This is a genomic window from Kosakonia sp. YIM B13571, from assembly GCF_042788095.1.
GTDB lineage: Bacteria > Pseudomonadota > Gammaproteobacteria > Enterobacterales > Enterobacteriaceae > Kosakonia > Kosakonia quasisacchari.
Genome location: NZ_JBHZPL010000016.1, coordinates 25,933 through 46,385, shown reverse-complemented (window position 1 = coordinate 46,385; position 20,453 = coordinate 25,933). Strand labels below are relative to the sequence as shown.

At 52.5% G+C, this 20,453-nt stretch carries 18 protein-coding genes; 9 read left to right on the top strand and 9 right to left on the bottom strand.

The window, feature by feature from the left end:
* The first annotated feature begins 63 nt into the window (after positions 1-63).
* A complete protein-coding gene (locus ACFX4O_RS22935) occupies positions 64-990 on the top strand; it encodes a LysR family transcriptional regulator (protein ID WP_380211449.1) in 927 nt (308 codons plus the stop codon).
* Here ACFX4O_RS22935 and ACFX4O_RS22930 read toward each other — a convergent pair.
* Positions 987-1,679 (bottom strand): aspartate/glutamate racemase, encoded by a 693-nt coding sequence (locus ACFX4O_RS22930; RefSeq protein WP_086873586.1) that lies wholly within the window; start codon positions 1,677-1,679, stop codon positions 987-989. The genes ACFX4O_RS22935 and ACFX4O_RS22930 overlap by 4 nt on opposite strands.
* Positions 1,680-1,848: 169 nt before the next feature.
* Here ACFX4O_RS22930 and ACFX4O_RS22925 point away from each other — a divergent pair, with 169 nt between their 5' ends.
* From ACFX4O_RS22925 to ACFX4O_RS22900, 6 genes are all read left to right on the top strand, one after another.
* A complete protein-coding gene (locus ACFX4O_RS22925) occupies positions 1,849-2,175 on the top strand; it encodes a cupin domain-containing protein (protein ID WP_017457668.1) in 327 nt (108 codons plus the stop codon).
* Between the two features lie 505 nt (positions 2,176-2,680).
* A complete protein-coding gene (locus ACFX4O_RS22920) occupies positions 2,681-3,571 on the top strand; it encodes a carbohydrate ABC transporter permease (RefSeq protein WP_025263850.1) in 891 nt (296 codons plus the stop codon).
* On the top strand, positions 3,564-4,466 hold the full coding sequence (locus tag ACFX4O_RS22915; protein WP_017457666.1) for a carbohydrate ABC transporter permease: 903 nt from the start codon (positions 3,564-3,566) through the stop codon (positions 4,464-4,466). The genes ACFX4O_RS22920 and ACFX4O_RS22915 overlap by 8 nt, the downstream gene beginning before the upstream one ends.
* Before the next feature lie 12 nt (positions 4,467-4,478).
* Positions 4,479-5,606 carry an ABC transporter ATP-binding protein gene (locus ACFX4O_RS22910; RefSeq protein ID WP_380211446.1) on the top strand — a complete coding sequence of 376 codons (1,128 nt, stop codon included), beginning with the start codon at positions 4,479-4,481 and terminating at the stop codon, positions 5,604-5,606.
* Between the two features lie 144 nt (positions 5,607-5,750).
* Positions 5,751-7,040, top strand: coding sequence for an ABC transporter substrate-binding protein (locus tag ACFX4O_RS22905; RefSeq protein ID WP_131408389.1), 1,290 nt, complete (start codon positions 5,751-5,753; stop codon positions 7,038-7,040).
* 66 nt (positions 7,041-7,106) lie between these two features.
* Positions 7,107-8,237, top strand: a complete 1,131-nt coding sequence (locus tag ACFX4O_RS22900; RefSeq protein WP_380211443.1) for an oligogalacturonate lyase family protein — start codon at positions 7,107-7,109, stop codon at positions 8,235-8,237.
* 34 nt (positions 8,238-8,271) lie between these two features.
* On the opposite strand, the gene ACFX4O_RS22895 is transcribed toward ACFX4O_RS22900, so the two are convergent.
* From ACFX4O_RS22895 to kduI, 3 genes are all read right to left on the bottom strand, one after another.
* Positions 8,272-9,690 (bottom strand): sugar porter family MFS transporter, encoded by a 1,419-nt coding sequence (locus ACFX4O_RS22895; protein WP_131408393.1) that lies wholly within the window; start codon positions 9,688-9,690, stop codon positions 8,272-8,274.
* Positions 9,691-10,008: 318 nt separating this feature from the next.
* Entirely contained in the window at positions 10,009-10,770 is a 762-nt protein-coding gene (kduD, locus tag ACFX4O_RS22890; RefSeq protein WP_380211441.1) for a 2-dehydro-3-deoxy-D-gluconate 5-dehydrogenase KduD, read from the bottom strand.
* Positions 10,771-10,830: 60 nt separating this feature from the next.
* Positions 10,831-11,667 (bottom strand): 5-dehydro-4-deoxy-D-glucuronate isomerase, encoded by an 837-nt coding sequence (kduI, locus tag ACFX4O_RS22885; protein WP_131408397.1) that lies wholly within the window; start codon positions 11,665-11,667, stop codon positions 10,831-10,833.
* A 490-nt stretch (positions 11,668-12,157) separates the two neighbouring features.
* On the opposite strand from kduI, the gene ACFX4O_RS22880 reads away from it, so the two are divergent.
* Entirely contained in the window at positions 12,158-13,333 is a 1,176-nt protein-coding gene (locus ACFX4O_RS22880) for an oligogalacturonate lyase family protein (RefSeq protein ID WP_131408399.1), read from the top strand.
* A gap of 335 nt (positions 13,334-13,668) precedes the next feature.
* Here the strand turns inward: ACFX4O_RS22880 and ACFX4O_RS22875 are convergent, their stop codons facing one another.
* From ACFX4O_RS22875 to ACFX4O_RS22855, 5 genes are all read right to left on the bottom strand, one after another.
* Positions 13,669-14,349 (bottom strand): porin, encoded by a 681-nt coding sequence (locus tag ACFX4O_RS22875; protein ID WP_131408401.1) that lies wholly within the window; start codon positions 14,347-14,349, stop codon positions 13,669-13,671.
* Between the two features lie 475 nt (positions 14,350-14,824).
* Positions 14,825-16,006, bottom strand: a complete 1,182-nt coding sequence (locus ACFX4O_RS22870) for an acetyl-CoA C-acetyltransferase (RefSeq protein ID WP_380211438.1) — start codon at positions 16,004-16,006, stop codon at positions 14,825-14,827.
* 157 nt (positions 16,007-16,163) lie between these two features.
* Positions 16,164-16,976 carry a MetQ/NlpA family ABC transporter substrate-binding protein gene (locus ACFX4O_RS22865; protein WP_131408405.1) on the bottom strand — a complete coding sequence of 271 codons (813 nt, stop codon included), beginning with the start codon at positions 16,974-16,976 and terminating at the stop codon, positions 16,164-16,166.
* Between the two features lie 18 nt (positions 16,977-16,994).
* The gene (locus tag ACFX4O_RS22860; RefSeq protein ID WP_131408407.1) at positions 16,995-17,663 is read right to left on the bottom strand and encodes a methionine ABC transporter permease; all 669 of its coding nucleotides are present in this window, start codon (positions 17,661-17,663) and stop codon (positions 16,995-16,997) included.
* Positions 17,656-18,678 carry a methionine ABC transporter ATP-binding protein gene (locus tag ACFX4O_RS22855; protein ID WP_380211435.1) on the bottom strand — a complete coding sequence of 341 codons (1,023 nt, stop codon included), beginning with the start codon at positions 18,676-18,678 and terminating at the stop codon, positions 17,656-17,658. The genes ACFX4O_RS22860 and ACFX4O_RS22855 overlap by 8 nt, the downstream gene beginning before the upstream one ends.
* A gap of 395 nt (positions 18,679-19,073) precedes the next feature.
* On the opposite strand from ACFX4O_RS22855, the gene ACFX4O_RS22850 reads away from it, so the two are divergent.
* Positions 19,074-20,444 carry a pyridoxal-phosphate dependent enzyme gene (locus ACFX4O_RS22850; RefSeq protein ID WP_380211433.1) on the top strand — a complete coding sequence of 457 codons (1,371 nt, stop codon included), beginning with the start codon at positions 19,074-19,076 and terminating at the stop codon, positions 20,442-20,444.
* Positions 20,445-20,453: the final 9 nt, after the last annotated feature.

The window sequence follows — 20,453 nt, the reverse complement described above, 5'->3', positions numbered from 1 at the left end:
ATCGTTTTATCGCAACTCTATGCAAAAATGATATGGATAACGTTCTGAAACCGGATCCCGCCCATGCCCGCTGTCAATCTGCGCCATATCGAAATCTTTCACGCCGTGATGACCGCCGGCAATCTGACGGAAGCCGCCGCGCTGCTGCATACCTCGCAACCGACGGTGAGCCGTGAGCTGGCACGCTTTGAAAAAGTGCTGGGGCTGAAACTGTTCGAGCGCACGCGTGGGCGTTTACAACCGACGGTGCAAGGCTTGCGGTTATTTGAAGAGGTGCAGCGTTCCTGGTACGGGCTGGACCGAATTGTCAGCGCCGCCGAAAGCCTGCGAGAGTTCCGCCAGGGGGAGCTTTCCATCGCGTGTCTGCCGGTGTTCTCACAATCATTTTTACCACTGCTGCTGCAGCCGTTTCTGGCGCGCTACCCGGATGTCAGCCTGAATATCGTGCCGCAGGAGTCGCCGTTGCTGGAGGAGTGGCTGTCAGCGCAGCGCCACGATCTGGGCTTAACCGAAACACTCAGCACCCCGGCAGGCACCGAACGCACGCCGCTGCTCACCTGCAATGAAGTCTGCGTCATGCCGCAGGATCATCCGCTGGCACGCAAAGCGGTGTTAACACCGGCAGATTTTCAGGGTGAGAATTACATTAGTTTGTCACGCTCCGACAGCTACCGGCAGTTGCTGGACACGCTGTTTAATGAGCATCAGGTGAAGCGACGCATGGTGCTGGAAACGCACAGCGCCGCCTCGGTGTGCGCGATGGTGCGCGCCGGGGTGGGAATTTCGGTGGTTAACCCGCTCACCGCAATGGATTACGCGGCCAGCGGCGTCGCGGTGCGTCGCTTCAGTATTGATGTGCCGTTTACGGTGAGCCTGATCCGCCCACTGCATCGCCCCGCTTCCGCGCTGGTCGAGGCGTTTACCGCCCATTTACAGGCAGCCATGCCGCTAGTCAGCGGGCCGCTGGCTGCCATGCTGGACGAATCTTAAGAGAGCATAAAATCCACCGCATCGGCGGCATGCAGCGCCGCCGTATCAAACACCTTAATCGGGCAGTGGGTTTCTGGCAGCAGCAGGCCGATTTCGGTACAACCAAAAATGACCCCTTCTGCGCCTTCGCCAGCCAATTTTTTGATTAAATTGACAAAATAGTAGCGAGACTCATCGGTGAACGTCCCCAGACAGAGCTCACTAAAGATGATGTCGTTAATGCGCTCGCGATCTTCCGGACCCGGCACGGAGGTTTCGATGCCAAACTGTTTTTCCAGGCGGCCACGATAAAAATCCTGTTCCATGGTGTAGCGAGTGCCCAGCAACGCGACATTGCGCATGCCTGCGTTTTCAATCGCCCGCCCGGTCGCGTCTGCAATGTGCAGGAACGGAATATGGCAACGCTCTTCAATTTGTCCGGCGACTTTGTGCATGGTGTTGGTACACAGCACAATCGCCTGTGCGCCTGCCTGCTCCAGACCCGCCGCCGCCTGGGCTAAGATCTCGCCGGCTTTGTGCCACTGTGCTGTTGCCTGGCAGGTTTCAATTTCATGGAAATCCAGGCTGTGCAGAAGCAAGCTGGCGGAGTGCAAGCCGCCGAGGCGGGCTTTCACGCCCTCATTAATCAGGCGGTAATAAGGAACGGTTGATTCCCAGCTCATACCGCCCAGCAGTCCTATCGTTTTCATCGCTTGTCTCCGTCTGGTTTAGCGCTCAGTCAATCAAAGTTGTGATCGACTTTCAACTTCTCTGGCCTCGCGTTTATTTTTATAGAACGCTGAGATAAGTTATTTTGAAACAACGTTTCATCATTTACTCTATCTTCATCACTAACGATACCTACTACAGGACACTCCGATGTTTATCTTCCATAAAGACACTCAGCTTGATGATCTGGGCAACGGCGTTAGCCGCCGTATTCTTGCCCATGACGGCAAAATGATGGCGGTCGAAGTCATGTTCGAACAAGGCGCCATCGGCCCAATGCACAACCATCCTCATGAACAACTTACTTACGTCTTATCCGGCGAGTTCGAATTTACCATTGGTGATGAGAAACATATCGTCACCGCAGGCGATACACTTTATAAGGAACCGCACATTATGCACGGATGTGTGTGTCTTAAGGCCGGTACGCTGCTTGATACCTTTACACCAGTACGTGAAGATTTTTTAAAACGTTGATCGCGCCCTAAAATATTTTACGCCTCCCATAATTAGGGGGGCGTTTTTATTTATAGACCCATAAAAATAGTTCGCCGGATAATCGTTTAAGTATCATATGATTTCATTTAGCAATATTTAATGCGTTAGGCTGTTTCGTAAATCGTCTCGCTTATTGGCTATAACCCCGCTGTTTTTCGACAAAAATGACACCCACCTCACTTAATTGAAACATCGTTTCGACTCCGATCACATTTCACGAATTAATCGAATGACGCCAATTTAAAACTCAATAAAATATTTTAAAACGACGTTTCACAAACAGAGAACGCAAGTTCAAAGGATTCTAAAACCCGGAATATCGTGAGTAATTTCCGCGGGTTATAGATTCAAAACGCATTGATTCAATTGATATTGTGATCAAGCGCACGCGCAGAGCCTGTTTTAACCCTCAGACGCCCAGGCGGCGGGGGAAAAAAGTTAATCTCCGAATCCGTATTACACATTGTTCGCCAGGTAGGTATGTATGAATGAAAACAGACTACTGGGATTGGCCTGGATATCACCCTACGTTATTGGGTTGATAGTCTTTACGGCTTTCCCATTCATCTCATCGTTCTTTCTCAGTTTTACTGAGTATGACCTGATGAGCCCGCCGGTATTTAACGGCATTGAGAATTATCGCTACATGTTTACCGAAGACACGCTCTTCTGGAAATCAATGGGCGTCACGTTCGCGTATGTATTTTTGACAATCCCGCTGAAGCTCGCCTTCGCGCTGGGCATTGCCTTTGTGCTCAACTTTAAACTTCGCGGCATCGGTTTTTTCCGTACGGCTTACTACATTCCGTCCATTCTCGGGAGCTCCGTGGCGATCGCCGTACTGTGGCGCGCACTGTTCGCAATCGATGGTCTGCTGAACAGCTTTATCGGCGTGTTTGGTCTGGATCCGATTAACTGGCTCGGCGAACCGTCGCTGGCGCTGATGTCCGTTACCCTGCTGCGCGTCTGGCAGTTCGGTTCCGCGATGGTCATCTTCCTTGCTGCGCTGCAAAACGTGCCGCAATCTCAGTATGAAGCGGCAATGATCGATGGTGCCAGCAAATGGCAGATGTTTATGAAAGTCACCGTGCCGCTGATTACGCCGGTTATTTTCTTCAACTTCATCATGCAGACCACGCAGGCGTTTCAGGAATTTACCGGCCCGTATGTCATTACCGGCGGCGGCCCGACCTATTACACCTATCTGTTCTCGCTCTACATCTACGACACCGCCTTCAAGTACTTCGATATGGGCTACGGTGCGGCGCTGGCCTGGGTTCTGTTCCTGGTCGTAGCAGTGTTTGCCTCCATTGCCTTTAAGTCTTCGAAATACTGGGTGTTCTACTCTGCCGATAAGGGAGGCAAAAATGGCTGATATCCAACATCTCACGCCAGGCATGAAAGAAGCCGAACGTGAAGTGGCGCGCACGCTGCGCCGCGAGAAAATCAGCGCATGGATTCGCTATACAATCCTGCTCTTTGTCGGCCTGTTAATGCTCTACCCGCTGGCGTGGATGTTCTCGGCATCGTTCAAACCGAACCACGAGATCTTCACCACGCTGGGACTGTGGCCAACCCACGCCACCTGGGACGGCTTTATCAACGGCTGGAAAACCGGCACGGAATACACCTTCGGTCACTACATGCTCAACACCTTTAAGTATGTGATCCCGAAAGTGATTCTGACCATTATCTCTTCCACCATTGTGGCTTACGGCTTTGCCCGCTTTGAGATCCCGTGGAAGAACTTCTGGTTCGGTACGCTTATTGCCACCATGCTGCTGCCAAGCACCGTGCTGCTGATCCCGCAATACCTGATGTTCCGTGAAATGGGCATGCTCAATAGCTATATGCCGCTGTATCTGCCAACGGCATTCGCCACCCACGGTTTCTTCGTCTTTATGTTGATTCAGTTCTTACGCGGCGTACCGCGCGACATGGAAGAAGCGGCGCAAATCGATGGCTGTAACTCCTGGCAGGTGCTCTGGTACGTGGTCGTGCCAATCCTGAAACCGGCGATTATCTCCGTGGCGCTGTTCCAGTTCATGTGGTCAATGAACGACTTTATCGGGCCGCTGATTTATGTCTACAGCGTGGATAAATACCCGATCGCACTGGCGCTGAAAATGTCCATCGACGTCACCGAAGGGGCGCCGTGGAACGAAATTCTGGCAATGGCGAGTATCTCCATTCTGCCGTCCATCATTGTCTTCTTCCTGGCACAGCGCTACTTCGTACAGGGCGTGACCAGCAGCGGAATTAAAGGTTAAGAGGGAAGTATCATGGCTGAAGTTATTTTCAACAAACTGGAAAAGGTTTACTCCAACGGCTTCAAAGCGGTACATGGTATCGACCTGAAAATTGCCGATGGCGAGTTTATGGTGATTGTCGGCCCAAGCGGCTGTGCGAAATCCACCACGCTGCGCATGCTGGCCGGCCTTGAAACCATCAGCGGCGGCGAAGTGCGCATCGGCGAGAAGATCGTTAACAATCTCGCGCCAAAATCACGCGGTATCGCGATGGTGTTCCAGAACTACGCGCTTTACCCGCACATGACGGTGCGGGAAAACCTCGCGTTCGGCCTGAAGCTCAGCAAGATGCCGAAAGATGAGATCAACAGACAAGTGGATGAAGCGGCGAAAATCCTGGAACTGGAAGAGTTGATGGACCGCCTGCCGCGCCAGCTTTCCGGTGGCCAGGCGCAGCGCGTGGCGGTTGGCCGCGCGATTGTGAAAAAGCCTGATGTCTTCCTGTTCGACGAACCGCTGTCGAACCTGGACGCCAAACTGCGCGCCTCAATGCGCATCCGTATTTCCGACCTGCATAAGCAGTTAAAGAAATCTGGAAAACCGGCAACCACCGTCTACGTCACGCACGATCAGACCGAAGCGATGACCATGGGCGACCGCATCTGTGTGATGAAGCTCGGCCATATCATGCAAGTGGATACCCCGGACAACCTCTACCATTTCCCGAAAAATATGTTCGTAGCGGGCTTTATTGGCGCGCCGGAAATGAACATCAAACCGGCGAAGATTGTGAAAAAAGCCGACCAACTGCACATCACCGTTGGTCATGAAACGCTGGCGCTGAACGCGCGCCAGCAGGAGAAAGTCGCGGATTACGCCGACAAAGAGGTGTTCTTTGGTGTGCGCCCGGAGTTTGTCTCCGTTTCTGACGAGCCTTATAGCGACGATTGCGGCTCCGGCGATCTGGTCCGCGTCGAGAACATGGGCCACGAGTTCTTTGTTTACCTGAAAGTCAGCAACTACGAACTGACTGCCCGAATTCCTTCTGATGAAGCTAAACCAATGATTGCAAAGGGGCTTCACCGGAAGGTGTACTTTAAGTTTGATATGAATAAATGCCATATTTTTGACGCTAAAACTGAACAGAACATTTCCTTATAACTAAACGAAATCATTCGGGATGCCTCGAGGCGGCAAGTCGGTGCATCCCAGACGCTTACCAACGTCAGCGGCTGGGATGCATCGATGTAGCCACCAAAGGGGCAGTTTGAAGAATGAAATTTAAACAAACGTTGGAGTATAAAAATGAAAAAAGTGCTTACCGGCGCCATCATCTCCGCAACTCTGGGCATGTGCGCTGTACCCGCAACCGCCGCTGATAATGTTGATCTTCGTATGTCCTGGTGGGGGGGCAACGGTCGTCATCAGGTCACATTAAAAGCGCTGGAAGAGTTTCATAAACAGCATCCGGACATTACCGTTAAATCTGAATACACCGGTTGGGACGGTCACCTCTCCCGTCTGACCACGCAAATCGCGGGCGGCACTGAGCCGGACGTGATGCAGACCAACTGGAACTGGCTGCCGATTTTCTCCAAAAATGGCGACGGTTTTTACGACCTGAACCAGGTCAAAGACATTATTGATTTAAGCCAGTTCGATGCCAAAGAGCTGCAATCCACCACCGTTGACGGCAAGCTGAACGGCATTCCGATTTCCGTCACCGCGCGCGTGTTCTACTTCAACGACGAGCAGTGGAAAAAAGCGGGTGTCGCCTTCCCGAAAACATGGGATGAGCTGTTAGCTGCGGGCAAAACCTTTGAAAGCAAACTCGGCAAACAGTACTACCCGGTCGTGCTGGAGCACCAGGATACGCTGGCGCTGCTGAACTCCTACATGGTGCAGAAATACAACATTCCTGCCGTGGATGAAAAAGCGAAGAAATTCAGCTACACCAACGAGCAGTGGGTGGAATTCTTCCAGATGTATAAAAAGCTGGTCGATAGCCACGTGATGCCGGACTCCAAGTATTACGCGTCGTTCGGTAAGAGCAACATGTATGAAATGAAGCCGTGGATCGAAGGTGAATGGGCGGGTACTTACATGTGGAACTCCACCATCACTAAATACTCCGATAACCTGAAGCCGCCAGCCAAACTGGTGCTGGGTGACTACCCGATGCTGCCGGGCGCGAAAGACGCAGGTCTGTTCTTCAAACCCGCACAGATGCTGTCGATCGGTAAATCCACCAAGCATCCGAAAGAGGCTGCCCAGGTAATCAACTTCCTGCTGAACAGTAAAGAAGGTGCTGAAACGCTGGGTCTGGAGCGCGGCGTGCCGCTGAGCAAAGCTGCGGTACAAACGCTGACCGCCAATGGCGCGATCAAAGAGGGCGATCCGGCGGTTGCGGGTCTGCGTCTGGCGCAGTCGCTGCCGACCAAACTCTCGGTATCGCCTTACTTTGACGATCCGCAGATTGTTGCCCAGTTCGGTACCGCAATTCAGTACATCGACTATGGCCAGAAATCCGTTGAAGAAACCGCAGCCGACTTCCAGCGTCAGGCTGAGCGTATTCTGAAACGCGCCATGCGCTAAGGTTTTACCGCAATGACATACCCTGCCCGTTCGCGGCAGGGTATTTTTTTATCTAAGGAGCAGGTAATGGCAAAGGGGAAAAAAGTCTCTCTCACCTTCCGCAGCCAGAAAGACGCAAAAACCGGACATGAGGTAATCCGGCTGACGCCACCACATATTGTTTGTCACCGTAATTACTTCTATCAAAAATGCTTTACCCAGGACGGCGAGAAACTGATTTTCGGCGGCGCATTTGAAGGCCACTGGAATTACTACTTGTTGGATCTCGCTAACCGCGAAGCGACACAGCTCACCGAAGGCGCGGGAGACAATACGTTTGGCGGTTTTTTATCCGCCGACGATAGATCGCTGTGGTACGTGAAAAATACCCGCGAGCTGCGCCGCGTTGATCTGCACTCCCTTGAAGAGCATATCGTTTACGAGGTGGACGATGAGTGGGTTGCGTATGGCACCTGGGTCGCCAACTCCAGCTGCACCAAACTGGTCGGCATCGAAATCAAAAAGAGTGACTGGCAGCCGCTCACCGACTGGCAAAAATTCCGTGACTTCTACTTTACCAACCCCGAATGCCGCTTGATCCGCATTGATCTACAAAGCGGTAAACGCGACACCCTGTTGCAGGAGAAACGCTGGCTTGGTCACCCGATTTACCGCCCCTTTGATGACCAGACCGTGGCCTTTTGCCACGAAGGCCCGCGTGATGTGATTGATGCGCGTATGTGGCTGATTAACGAAGATGGCAGCAACCTGCGCAAGGTGCGCCAGCACAAGCCGGGAGAAAGTTTTACCCATGAATTCTGGGTACCGGACGGTTCCGCGCTCTACTACGTTGCGCACCAGGAAAACGACCCGCGCCGTTATCTCTACAGCGCAAATCCGCACACGCTGGAAAACCAGCAACTGATGGCGATCCCGCCTTGCTCGCACCTGATGAGTAATGAAGATGGCAGCCTGGTGGTCGGTGACGGCGCACCGCATCACACCGGGGATATCCACCTCAACGATCCGTTTATCTGGGTATATGATATTAACAGCGGCGAACAAAAAGCGATTTGCCAGCATAACAGTAGCTGGAAAGTGCTGGATGGCGACCGCCAGGTCACTCACCCACATCCGTCGTTCTCGCCAGATAACCAGTGGGTGCTCTTCACCTCCGATGCCGAAGGCATGCCCGCGCTCTACCTGGCGCGGGTATAATTTTGCCCTCTCCCGCCGGGGAGAGGGGTTCTGTTTACATGCCGATATCACGCAGTTTTTCACCCGCCATCAGACGGCGCTCGATATGCTCCAGCGTGACATTTTTGGTTTCCGGGATCAGCCAGAAAGTGACGCCAACAAATGCCAGATTCAGCGCGGTATAGAGCCAGAAGGTACCTGCAGCGCCAATTGCGTCCAGCAAAGTCAGGAAAGTCGCACCGATGATCATGTTCGACACCCAGTTTGTGGTGGTGGAACAGGTGATGCCAAAATCACGGCATTTCAACGGCTGGATCTCCGAACACAGGATCCACACGACCGGCGCGGCGCTCATCGCATAACCGGCAATACAGATCATCGTCATGCCGACTGAAAGCCAGGATAACCCGCTCGACGCGGTGCCGTTATCAAACTGCATCAGGCAGTAACCGAGGATCAACGTGCCAATTGCCATCACGCTGAAACCAATTTTCAGCGCCGGTTTGCGTCCGGCTTTATCCACGGTAAACACCGCGATAAAGGTGGCAAACATAAAGGTCAGTCCCACCACCAGCGTGGCGATCATCTGCTGTTCAGTGTTGGTAAACCCGGCCATTTTGAAGATACGCGGCGCGTAATACATGATGATGTTCATGCCGGTAAACTGCTGCATCGCCTGCAATAACATGCCGAGGTACACGGCGCGACGCACATTGCGGTTGGCTTTAAACAGCTGAAAACCGCCCTGTTTCAGTTTCAGGCTTTCGCGGATTTCATTAAGTTCTTCGCGGGCTTTTTCCGAGGTATCACGCAGCATCCGCAGCACCTCTTCCGCCTCAATATGCCGCCCTTTTTGCGCCAGCCAGCGCGGGCTATTGGGCAGGAACACCACCAGAACAATCAGCAACAGTGCCGGCAGCGCCAGTACACCGAGCATCGCCCGCCAGTTGCCGCTGTAACTAAAAGCAGTATCAGACAGGAACGCCAGCACAATGCCGAGCGTGACCATCAACTGGTACATGCTGATCATCTTGCCGCGCACATTTTCACTGGCCATTTCCGAGAGATACAGCGGTGCGGTATATGAAGCAATGCCGACCGCAACCCCCAACAGCACGCGGGAAAGTAGCAGCACTTCCACACTGGCGGCAAAAGCGGAACCGAGCGAGCCGGCGACAAACAGCACCGCGCCCACCATTAAGCTGTATTTGCGTCCAAGGCGGAAAGAGAGCCAGCCATTAAACAGCGCCCCCAGCGCTGCACCTAGCATCATGCTGCTCACTACCCATTCCTGCAAACGGCTGGATAACGTGAAATGGTCGGTGATAAACGGCAACGCGCCGGAAATCACCCCAATATCGAGACCAAACAACAGCCCGGCGACCGCTGCCGACACCGAGACAAACAGATTCATACGCCGGGTATCACGCAGCGCGCGCGGTAAAGCTACAGAATCATTACTGATAGAAGCCATTTTTTCCTGCCTGCACAGAATAAGTCGTCTTATGAAAGTAAGTCAGCGGCGCGTCAAAGCGTCAGTGCATAAAACGCGAAGATATGGATAAATACGCTGTGGCATGGTGTTTTGTGATGGAGTTTACAATTTTGAAAATATAGTTTAAGCACTAAACTAATTTTAACTTATTTATTTTTAATGATTTTTTATACATAGCCTGCGAATTAAGACAAAAGGATATGGATTTTTCTATTCATAAGATATGGACAATTAATACGCAGAGATAAAAAAACCTGCCCATGGGCAGGTTTTTTTGTGCGCGCAACGCCAGGCGAATTAACGCGCCAGCCAGCCGCCGTCGACAGCAATGGTGTAGCCGTTGATGTAGTCGGACGCTTTCGATGAGAGGAACACAACCGGCCCCATCAAATCACTTGGCAGCCCCCAGCGGCCCGCCGGGATACGGTCGAGGATCTCGGCGCTACGCTGCTCGTCGGCACGCAGCTGCTGGGTGTTGTTGGTCGCCATATAACCCGGTGCGATAGCGTTAACGTTGATGTTGTGCTTCGCCCACTCGTTCGCCAGCAGACGCGTGACGCCCATTACGCCGCTTTTTGACGCGGTGTAAGACGGAACGCGGATGCCGCCCTGGAAAGAGAGCATAGAGGCAATGTTGATGATCTTGCCGCCGTTACCCTGCGCGATGAAGTGTTTTGCCGCCGCCTGGGACATAAAGAATACGCTCTTGATGTTCAGGTTCATGACGTCGTCCCAGTCTTTCTCGCTGAAGTTGATCGCGTCTTCGCGACGGATCAAACCGGCGTTGTTTACCAGAATGTCGATTCTGCCAAACTCGGCGACCGCACGCTCCAGCAGCGCCGGAATGCCGTCGATCTGACGCAGATCGGCAGTCAGGCTGAGAAAACGACGGCCCAGCGCGGTCACGCGCTCGATAGTTTCTGTTGGTTCAACAATGTTGATACCGACGATGTCGCAGCCCGCTTCCGCCAGACCCACGGCCATACCCTGGCCCAGACCGGTGTCGCAACCGCTTACTACCGCAACCTTACCTTGAAGAGAAAATGCATCCAGAATCATGTTTATTCCTTAATCTATCAGCGCCTGTACCGGACAGGCATGGTTTTATGCTGCCCGCTATTAGCGCAGATCTTTTACAGCGACGTGATCCATGTCATCAAAGACCTGGTTCTCACCCACCATCCCCCAGATGAAGGTGTACGCACGCGTACCCACGCCTGAATGGATTGACCAGCTGGGAGAAATGACCGCCTGCTCGTTATGCATCACAATGTGACGCGTTTCCTGCGGCTGCCCCATCATATGGAATACGCAGGCGTCTTCTTCCATATTGAAATAGAAGTACACTTCCATGCGGCGCTCATGGGTATGGCACGGCATAGTGTTCCACAGGTTGCCCGGCGCAAGCTCGGTCAGCCCCATGCTTAACTGGCAGGTTTCCAGCACGTCCGGCACGAAATATTTATTGATGGTGCGACGGTTGCTGGTCAGCGGATCGCCAAGCGTCACCGGCGCAACATCGGCTGGCGTCACTTTTTTCGTCGGGAAAGTGGTGTGTGCGGGTGCGCAGTTGTAGTAAAACTTGGCCGGTTTCGCGCTATCAATGCTGGCAAAAACCACCTCTTTGGCGCCTTTTCCAACATATAACGCATCGCGATGACCAATTTCATAACACTGGCCGTCAACGGTAATGGTACCCGGGCCGCCGATATTAATGACGCCCAGTTCGCGGCGCTCAAGGAAATAGGTCACGCCCAGCTGTTTACCCACTTCGCCGCCGACAGAAACGGTTTTCTTCACCGGCTTAATACCGCCGACGATGATGCGATCAATATGGCTGTAAACCATGGTGTATTCGTCATCAACGAATACTTTTTCGACTAAAAACTCATTGCGCAGGCCCTGGGTATCCAGCGTTTTCGCATGCGCACTGTGGATGCTTTGTCTGACTTCCACAATAACCTCCGAAGTAAATTTTGACCGAAACGTCACTCCACGAAACGTAGAAACAGTGTTCCGTTTCTTCATTACGCGCATCTTATCCCGGCTAAAACATGTTTTCAATCATGAATAAAACAACGTTTCAATTTTTCTGCCACTTATTATTAAATCTGTAAGTCCGATCACGATTGTTTGGTATTGACAGCGCATCTTCACCGGTTAGGCTGGGGGAATAATTCTAAATAAAGCATAGCAAACAATAATTTAAGACCATCTTTGAGTTTTGACGGCCAATCGGCATTTTTTGTGTTTAAAATCAAAGGTCGCTACCAAAAAAGCTTTTTCAAGGCGCGTTACCCCGGCTCGCAAAGGCGATTTTCTTATAAAGTGCGTCAGCAATCACACATATTGAAACATTGTTTTGATAAATTAATACCCTATTTTTAAACTTGTGGTCATCATTGGGAGCGCAACTTTCCCACCGGACCATCTAAAGGAGTGAATTATGGCGAAAGGCATGCGGGTAAAACTCAATTACGCAATCAGCCGCGATCCGGATACCGGCGCGGAAATCACCCGCTTAACACCACCGGAAGTGACCTGTCATCGGAACTACTTCTATCAGAAGTGTTTTTTCAACGATGGCAGCCACCTGTTATTTGCCGGTGAATTTGATGGCCACTGGAATTATTACCTGCTGGATATTGCTAAAGCCGAAGCCGTGCAATTGACGGAAGGCGCGGGCGATAACACCTTTGGTGGCTTCCTCTCGCCGGATGACAGCGCTTTATATTATGTGAAGAACGATCGCACGCTGCGCGAAGTGAATTTGCAGACGCTGGCCGAGCGCGAAATTTATCGCGTGCCGGACGAGTGGGTCGGCTACGGTACCTGGGTGGCAAACAGCGATTGCAGCAAACTGGTCGGGATTGAGATCGCCGCCAGCGACTGGACACCGCTCAATGACTGGAAACTGTTCCACGACTTCTTCCATAAAGGCCCACACTGCCGCCTGTTACGCGTGGATCTGCAAAGCGGCGAGAGCAGCGTGATCCATGAAGAGAAGAACTGGCTGGGTCACCCGATCTACCGCCCATTCGACGACAATACCGTGGCGTTTTGTCATGAAGGCCCGCACGACCTGGTGGATGCGCGGATGTGGCTGGTGAATGAAGATGGCAGCCACGTGCGTAAAGTGAAAGATCACGCCGAAGGCGAAAGCTGCACCCACGAATTCTGGGTGCCGAACGGCTCCGCGCTGGTGTACGTCTCTTACCTGAAAGGTAAACAGGGACGCATGATTTACAGCTTCAATCCGGATACTGGCGTAAACGAAGCGGTGATGCCGATGCCGGCTTGCTCTCACCTGATGAGCAACTTCGACGGCACATTACTGGTCGGCGATGGTTCTGGCACACCGGTGGATGTAAAAGATACCAGCGGTTACACCATTGATAACGATCCGTATCTGTATGTTTTCGATGTGGCGAAAAAAGCGTACTTCCGCGTGGCGCGCCACGATACGTCCTGGGCAACAGTTGCCAATAGCCGCCAGGTGACGCATCCGCATCCGTCATTCACACCTGACGACAGTGCGATTCTGTTTAGTTCCGATAAAGACGGCAAACCGGCGCTTTATATCGCGAAACTTCCTGAGCAACGCGTGATGTTGCAAGCATAAACTTTGAGTTAGTGTTTCTGTAACTGGCCTTGCCCTCCTCCTGGGGGGCTTTTTTTTTGTCGTCCATGCCCGTCATACTTTGAGCCACAGGTGTGTTGGCGGCCTTACTCGCCCCAGTCATTGACTTCAGTAAGCTCCTGAAGACTCGCTGCGTTGCCGCCTTCCTGTGACTCAAATATTTAGGGCAGGCCTGAGCAAATGCAAAAAACACTGTCCAAAAGTCCAAAGAAGATAAGTAACGAACCTGTGGCTCAAAGTATGACGGGCATAAATATAAAAAACCCCGGCCAACGGCTCCGGGGTTTTCGTGAGGGTAAAACAGGTACTTCAGACAATCAGAAAGAGTAAGCCACACCGAGGCGGAAACGGGTCTGGCGTTCGTCGGTACTTTTCACACCAACGTTGCCCACTTCCACATACGGGGACCAGTTTTTATCCAATTTGTACGCCACTTTGGCGTTATATTCGTTGGAATAGGTTTTGTTGTTTTCACGAATAACATCTTCGGTGCTCTTCGCGTAAACATAGTTCAGCTCAATGCGGTAGTCGCCCATCGCCCAGCCTACCCAGGTATCAAATTTGTTGACCTTGTTATCAACGGTGCTTGAATCCGGGTTACGGGTGTATTCATAACGATAGCGGCCAGCAATATAAACGCCGTTATCAAAGCTGTATTGCACGTGAAGATACGGTTTATAGATGGAGTTGGTATCTTTACTTTCGATGTTAAAGCCTGGTGTTAACGCAAAATTCTTGGTCGCAGCCCAGCGCCAGTTAATGGATTCTTCGTGGCCGTTACCCACGATTTCCGTTAACGGTTTGTCGGCGTCATCGCCGCCAGATTTCCATTTCGCTTCAACACCGAAACCTAAGCCATTATCGAAACGGTGAGAAACCGCTACGCGATCGGCGTTGGAGCCGCTGTCGATGTATTCATGACGTAAATCCACGGTGACGGCTTGTGAAGCAAAGGAAGCGCCAAGGAGTGAAGCAAGAGCCAGAGTTTTCTTAAACATGAGATTACCTCAATAATTAAAATTATGTTCCATTTTTATGGAATTCTATTTTATTTTTTTGGTAACTTTATTTTAGTGATCGGGATCGTAAATATTTGTATGGAACGGAACTATGTATAACGGCGTGATGAATATCAATATATTTTCCCTTCACCCGCAAATTAATATGATAAAGATCACACCAATTTTCTATTAACGGTTAGCTTACAAAGTTCAATACAAATAAAAAACACAATGTAAAACAGAGAGCTACAAAACAGATCAGCAAATAATAAGCAGACTTATTTCTTACATTTCAAATTGTAACGGAGGAAACAATAGTAAATTACGGCGTAGCAGAAGTGTTTTTAAATAACGCAGGATAATTATTAGAGCGACATATTGAGGTTTTAATTTAATTGAAACGGCGGCTGAGACGTTAGTCACAAACAATAAAGCCTTCCAGGTGGAAGGCTTTATTTAACTTAAGGTGAGATTAATCGCGTTCAATCGCCAGCGCGACGCCCTGGCCACCGCCAATGCATAAAGTTGCCAGCCCTTTACGGGCATGACGTTTTTGCATTTCATGCACCAGCGAAACCAGAATGCGGCAGCCGGAAGCGCCAATCGGATGACCCAACGCTATCGCCCCGCCGTTGACATTCACCCGCTTCTCATCCCATTCGAGGATTTTGCCTACCGATAACGCCTGCGCGGCGTAAGCTTCGTTCGCTTCAATCAAATCGACATCATCAAGTTGCCAGCCCGCGCGCTCAAGGCAGCGGCGCATGGCATAAACCGGCGCAATCCCCATTAACGCCGGATCGACACCAACGCTGGCAAACGCGCGGATGCGCGCCAGCACCGGTAAATTGAGTTCCTGCGCTTTTGCTTCGCTCATCACCAGCACCGCCGCTGCACCGTCATTGATCGGCGAGGCGTTACCGGCGGTGACCGAGCCACTTTGTTCAAAAGCGGGCGCGAGTTTCGCCAGCGCTTCCGCGCTGGGATCGGTACGCGGTTGTTCATCGGTATCGATAATCAGCACCTGCCCCTCAGCCCCCATCGCGCTCACCGGCACAATTTCATCGCGAAAACGCCCGGAATCGATAGCAACACGCGCTTTGTGCTGCGAGCTTAACGCCCACTCATCCTGGCGCTCGCGGCTAATGCCATATTCACGCGCCAGGTTTTCCGCCGTTACGCCCATATGATAATCATTGAACGCATCCCACAAACCGTCATGCACCAGGCTATCAATAAGCTGGCTGTTGCCGAGTTGCGCGCCGGTGCGGCTGTCGGTCAGCACATGCGGCGCACGGCTCATATTCTCCTGCCCACCGGCGATCACCACATCGGCTTCGCCGCACTGGATCGCCTGTGCGGCCAGGTGCAACGCTTTCAGCCCGGAGCCACACACATCATTAATGGTGATCGCCGAAACCGTATTCGGCAGGCCGCCTTTGATCGCCGACTGTCGCGCAGGGTTTTGCCCGGCGCCTGCTGTCAGCACCTGGCCCAGAATCACTTCGTCGATATCTTGTGGCTGCACACCGCTACGCTCTATCAGCGCATGCACCACCTGGCTGCCTAACTCGACGGCAGAAAGGCGTGACAACGCGCCCTGAAAACAGCCGATAGGCGTGCGAACCGCGCCGACTATCACGACATCTTTCATCTCTACCCCCGCAGTTGGTCAACCCGGCAATAGTAGTGCATTGTTAATAAGTATTAACTCGATTGTTTAAAATTGGTGAGATTAGTCACAGCGAAAGTCAGAGGCGGGAAAACAGCAGAGAATTGCGCGGCCAGCAAGACCGCGCAGAAGGGGAAAATCAGTTGTTAACCGGGATCACCGCGCCTTTATATTTGGTACGGATCCAGTCCTGAATCTCTTTGGAGTGCAGTACGTTCACCAGTGCCACGATATCTTTTTTCTTCTCGTCACCACGGTGTACGGTAATGATGTTGGCATACGGGTTGTTTTCGCCGCTTTCAACCGCGATCGGATCGTGAACCGGGTCAAGACCCGCATCAATCGCATAGTTCGCGTTGATCACCACCGCATCGCCTTCATCGTTGTTGTACATCTGCGGCAGCAGCGCCGCTTCCACGTTCGGCAGGAACTTCAGTTTTTTCGGGTTATCCACGATGTCATCGATACGCGCCGTCACTTTGTCGATACCCGGTTTCAGCTTGATGACGCCCTCTTTTTCGAAGATAGAGAGAATGCGCCCCTCTTCAGAGACCGCGTCACGCATGATGATTTTGCCGCCCTGCGGCAGATCTTTCAGCGATTTGTATTTTTTGGAGTAAATACCAATCGGCTCAATATGGATGGCACCTGCGCTAACAAAATCATAGGTTTTGTCGCCCGCGTGGTCTTTGATCACGCTGTTCAGGTACGGAATGTGCTGGAAGTAGTTCGCGTCCAGTTCGCGGCTGGCCAGCGCCGTGTTCGGCAGGATGTAGTCCTGGAACGGTTTGATTTCCAGATCAATTCCCTGCTTCGCCAGAATCGGTTTTGCCTGTTCAAGGATTTCGGCATGTGGCACGTTTGACGCGCCTACGGTCAGCGTATCTGCCCAGGAGGAGAAGCTCAGCACGCTGAGGGTAGCTGCGGCAATCAGTGTCAGTGTTTTTTTCATGATGTTGGTTTCCAATAATTATCGTTTATCTAACAGAGAAGTAATCACGTCGCCGCAGAACTGGATAATGAAGACGATGATAAGAATGGTCACCGTCGCCACCAGCGTGACGTCGTTATGGTTCCGCTGGAATCCTTCCAGATAAGCAAGATTGCCCAACCCGCCAGCGCCGATAACCCCGGCCATGGCGCTGTAGCTCACCAGCGCAATCAGCGTCACGGTGATCCCGGACACCAACGCAGGTGATGATTCGGGCAGTAACACCCGAAATACCAGTGTGCTCAACCGCGCGCCCATTGAACGCGTCGCCTCAATCACCCCTTTATCTACCTCGCGCAGCGCAATCTCGACCAGACGCGCATAAAACGGCGCGGCACCGACGATAAGCGCAGGCAGCGCGGCGTTCGCGCCAAGAATGGTGCCAACGAGGGTTTTGGTAAACGGGATTAACAGCACAATCAAAATGATGAACGGAATAGAACGGAAGACGTTCACCACAATCGAAATCACGCTGTACAACGTACGGTTCTGGAACAGGCCGCCGCGCGCGGTGAGAAACAGCGCCAGACCGAGCACAATGCCCAGCACAAAGGTCGCCGCGCCCGACAGCGCTGTCATATACAGCGTCTCTTGCGTCGCCGCCCAGAGTTGCGCCCATTTCAGATGCGGAAAGAGGGAGTCAGCCATGTGTCACGACCTCGCTTTCAATATCCGTTTTGCTCAGGTCCGCAAGGATATTGTTCAGTTGTTCCGGGGTCGCCTTCACGTTCACCCATAATTGTCCAAAGACGCCGTGCGCGGTTTGCGACATCTTGCCGTGCAAAATGTTAAACGGCAGGCCATAGCGCAACGTCAGCTCGCCGACGATCGGTTGGTGCGTGCTGTGGCCGGTAAATGTCAGCTTGATCACCGTGCCATCCAACGCGCTGTTCAGCTCCGGGTTGAACGCCTCTTCTTCTTTATACTGGCTCACCTGGCGCACAAACTGTTTGGTGATCGGCTGTTGCGGATGGGTAAAGACGCTCAGCACATCGCCCTCTTCCACCACTTTGCCATCCTCCATCACCGCCACGCGGTCACAAATCTTGCGCACCACATGCATTTCATGGGTGATCAGCACAATCGTCAGTTTGAAACGGCGGTTAATATCCAGCAGCAAATCGAGGATCTGATCGGTGGTTTGCGGGTCCAGCGCCGAGGTGGCTTCATCGCACAGCAGCACATCCGGGTTATTCGCCAGTGCGCGGGCAATACCCACACGCTGTTTCTGCCCGCCGCTCAATTGCGACGGATAAGCATTTTCCCGCCCTTTCAGCCCCACCAGCTCAATCAGTTCCGCCACGCGGGTGTTAATCTGTGCTTTTGGCGCACCGGCAATTTGCATTGAAAAAGCGATGTTTTCGCTCACCGTGCGCGACCACAATAAATTGAAGTGCTGAAAAACCATGCTGATCTTCAGCCGCGCCTGGCGCAGGGTTTCCCCACGTGCGGCGGCAATGTCCTGGCCATTAATGACGACGCTGCCGGAGGTCGGTTTTTCCAGCCCATTCAGCAAGCGAATCAGCGTACTTTTCCCGGCGCCGCTGTAGCCGATAATGCCGTAAATCTGCCCCTGCTCAACCGTCAGATTGACGCCGTCGACGGCGGTAATCGATGCCTTTCCCTGGTCGAAAATCTTGGAGATATTCCTGAGGACAATCATTCGTGGGTGTTTCCGTTTGGCGGTTTAGCAGTATGGATGTCCAGATGATAATAATCAGCCGCAGTTATAATTCAAATAACCAAATGGACATTACTTATAACCAAAAACGCTAAAAGAGGTGAAGCAGGGGTTGTGACGATAAGACTTTATTTCACATTGTATTGCCGAAAATCGCATAACTGCGGCGAACGTAAAGGGAAAAGTGACTGAAATCAGCGCAAAAACCCGCTTTTCTGGCAATCAATCCATCCGGACGACTGTATGGCTCGCCATCCTGACGGCTAAATAGAGTTTTATATTTCTAAAAACTCTAAACGCCGAATAAAGGTTATTTAAACAGGCAAAATGACAGACCTATCATCCGCACATCACGATTGTTTACGGGTGAATCTACAATGTCAGTCTTCCATTCAGTAACCGAATTGATCGGTCAAACACCGCTGTTGCAGTTACATAAACTGGTGAGCGGGCCATGCGAATTATTTCTCAAACTGGAAAACCAGAACCCCGGCGGATCGATTAAAGACCGGGTCGCGTTGTCGATGATTAATGAAGCTGAGCGTCGTGGTCTGCTCGCGCCCGGCGGGACAATTATTGAAGCCACCGCCGGTAACACCGGACTGGGGCTGGCGTTGATCGCCGCGCAAAAGGGCTATTCGCTGGTGCTGGTCGTGCCGGACAAAATGAGCCGCGAGAAGATTTTCCACCTGCGCGCGCTGGGTGCAAAAGTGGTGCTTACCCGCTCAGACGTTAACAAAGGCCATCCGGCTTACTACCAGGATTATGCGCGCCGCCTGGCGCAAGAGACGTCGGGCGCGTTTTACATCGACCAGTTCAATAACGACGCGAACCCGCTGGCGCACACTTCCACCACCGCCCCGGAAATCTTCGCCCAACTGGATGGCAAAATCGACGCCATCGTCGTTGGCGTCGGCTCCGGCGGCACGCTTGGCGGGCTGCAAGCCTGGTTCGCCAAACACTCGCCGCACACCGAGTTTGTGCTGGCCGATCCGGCCGGTTCGATCCTGGCCGATCAGGTTGAACATGGCCGCTACAGCACGCCAGGTTCCTGGTTGGTTGAAGGCATTGGCGAAGATTTTATTCCACCACTGGCACACATTGACGGCGTGCGCAAAGCCTTCCGCATTACCGATCGCGAAGCCTTCGCCACCGCCAGAGAATTGCTGCAACAGGAAGGAATTTTAGCGGGATCGTCCACCGGGACGCTGCTCAGCGCGGCCCTGCGTTACTGCCAGGCGCAAACCACGCCAAAGCGCGTGGTGACGTTCGCCTGCGATAGCGGCAACAAATACCTGTCGAAGATGTTTAACGATGACTGGATGCGCCAGCAAGGGTTGCTGAGCCGCCCTTCCAACGGCGATCTCACGGATTTTATCGCCCTGCGCCACGACGAAGGAGCAACCGTCACCGCCGCGCCAGAGGATAGCCTTGCCGCCGTGCTGGCGCGTATGCGCCTGTACGATATTTCGCAACTGCCGGTGCTGGAAAACGGCCAGGTAGTGGGCATTGTCGACGAGTGGGATTTGATAAGCCATGTGCGCGGCGACAGCGCGCGTTTCGCGTTGCCGGTGAAAGCGGCGATGACCCGCAACGTGGAAATTCTTGATAAACACGCGCCGGAAAGCGCGCTGTACGCCATTTTCGACCGCGGCCTGGTGGCAGTGATCGCCGACAATGGCCGCTTTGTTGGCCTGATAACCCGCAGCGATGTGCTGACCACCTGGCGCAACCGTCTTGAACAATAAGGGAAATAA

Bases quoted from the DNA above. Each gene is read 5' to 3' on its own strand.
- ACFX4O_RS22925 (WP_017457668.1), top strand. From the start codon at position 1,849: ATGTTTATCTTCCATAAAGACACTCAGCTTGATGATCTGGGCAACGGC.
- ACFX4O_RS22930 (WP_086873586.1), bottom strand. From the start codon at position 1,679: ATGAAAACGATAGGACTGCTGGGCGGTATGAGCTGGGAATCAACCGTT.
- ACFX4O_RS22900 (WP_380211443.1), top strand. From the start codon at position 7,107: ATGGCAAAGGGGAAAAAAGTCTCTCTCACCTTCCGCAGCCAGAAAGAC.
- kduD (WP_380211441.1), bottom strand. From the start codon at position 10,770: ATGATTCTGGATGCATTTTCTCTTCAAGGTAAGGTTGCGGTAGTAAGC.
- ACFX4O_RS22880 (WP_131408399.1), top strand. From the start codon at position 12,158: ATGGCGAAAGGCATGCGGGTAAAACTCAATTACGCAATCAGCCGCGAT.
- ACFX4O_RS22870 (WP_380211438.1), bottom strand. From the start codon at position 16,006: ATGAAAGATGTCGTGATAGTCGGCGCGGTTCGCACGCCTATCGGCTGT.
- ACFX4O_RS22855 (WP_380211435.1), bottom strand. From the start codon at position 18,678: ATGATTGTCCTCAGGAATATCTCCAAGATTTTCGACCAGGGAAAGGCA.
- ACFX4O_RS22865 (WP_131408405.1), bottom strand. From the start codon at position 16,976: ATGAAAAAAACACTGACACTGATTGCCGCAGCTACCCTCAGCGTGCTG.
- ACFX4O_RS22875 (WP_131408401.1), bottom strand. From the start codon at position 14,349: ATGTTTAAGAAAACTCTGGCTCTTGCTTCACTCCTTGGCGCTTCCTTT.
- ACFX4O_RS22850 (WP_380211433.1), top strand. From the start codon at position 19,074: ATGTCAGTCTTCCATTCAGTAACCGAATTGATCGGTCAAACACCGCTG.
- ACFX4O_RS22920 (WP_025263850.1), top strand. From the start codon at position 2,681: ATGAATGAAAACAGACTACTGGGATTGGCCTGGATATCACCCTACGTT.
- ACFX4O_RS22915 (WP_017457666.1), top strand. From the start codon at position 3,564: ATGGCTGATATCCAACATCTCACGCCAGGCATGAAAGAAGCCGAACGT.
- ACFX4O_RS22935 (WP_380211449.1), top strand. From the start codon at position 64: ATGCCCGCTGTCAATCTGCGCCATATCGAAATCTTTCACGCCGTGATG.
- ACFX4O_RS22910 (WP_380211446.1), top strand. From the start codon at position 4,479: ATGGCTGAAGTTATTTTCAACAAACTGGAAAAGGTTTACTCCAACGGC.
- ACFX4O_RS22895 (WP_131408393.1), bottom strand. From the start codon at position 9,690: ATGGCTTCTATCAGTAATGATTCTGTAGCTTTACCGCGCGCGCTGCGT.
- ACFX4O_RS22905 (WP_131408389.1), top strand. From the start codon at position 5,751: ATGAAAAAAGTGCTTACCGGCGCCATCATCTCCGCAACTCTGGGCATG.
- ACFX4O_RS22860 (WP_131408407.1), bottom strand. From the start codon at position 17,663: ATGGCTGACTCCCTCTTTCCGCATCTGAAATGGGCGCAACTCTGGGCG.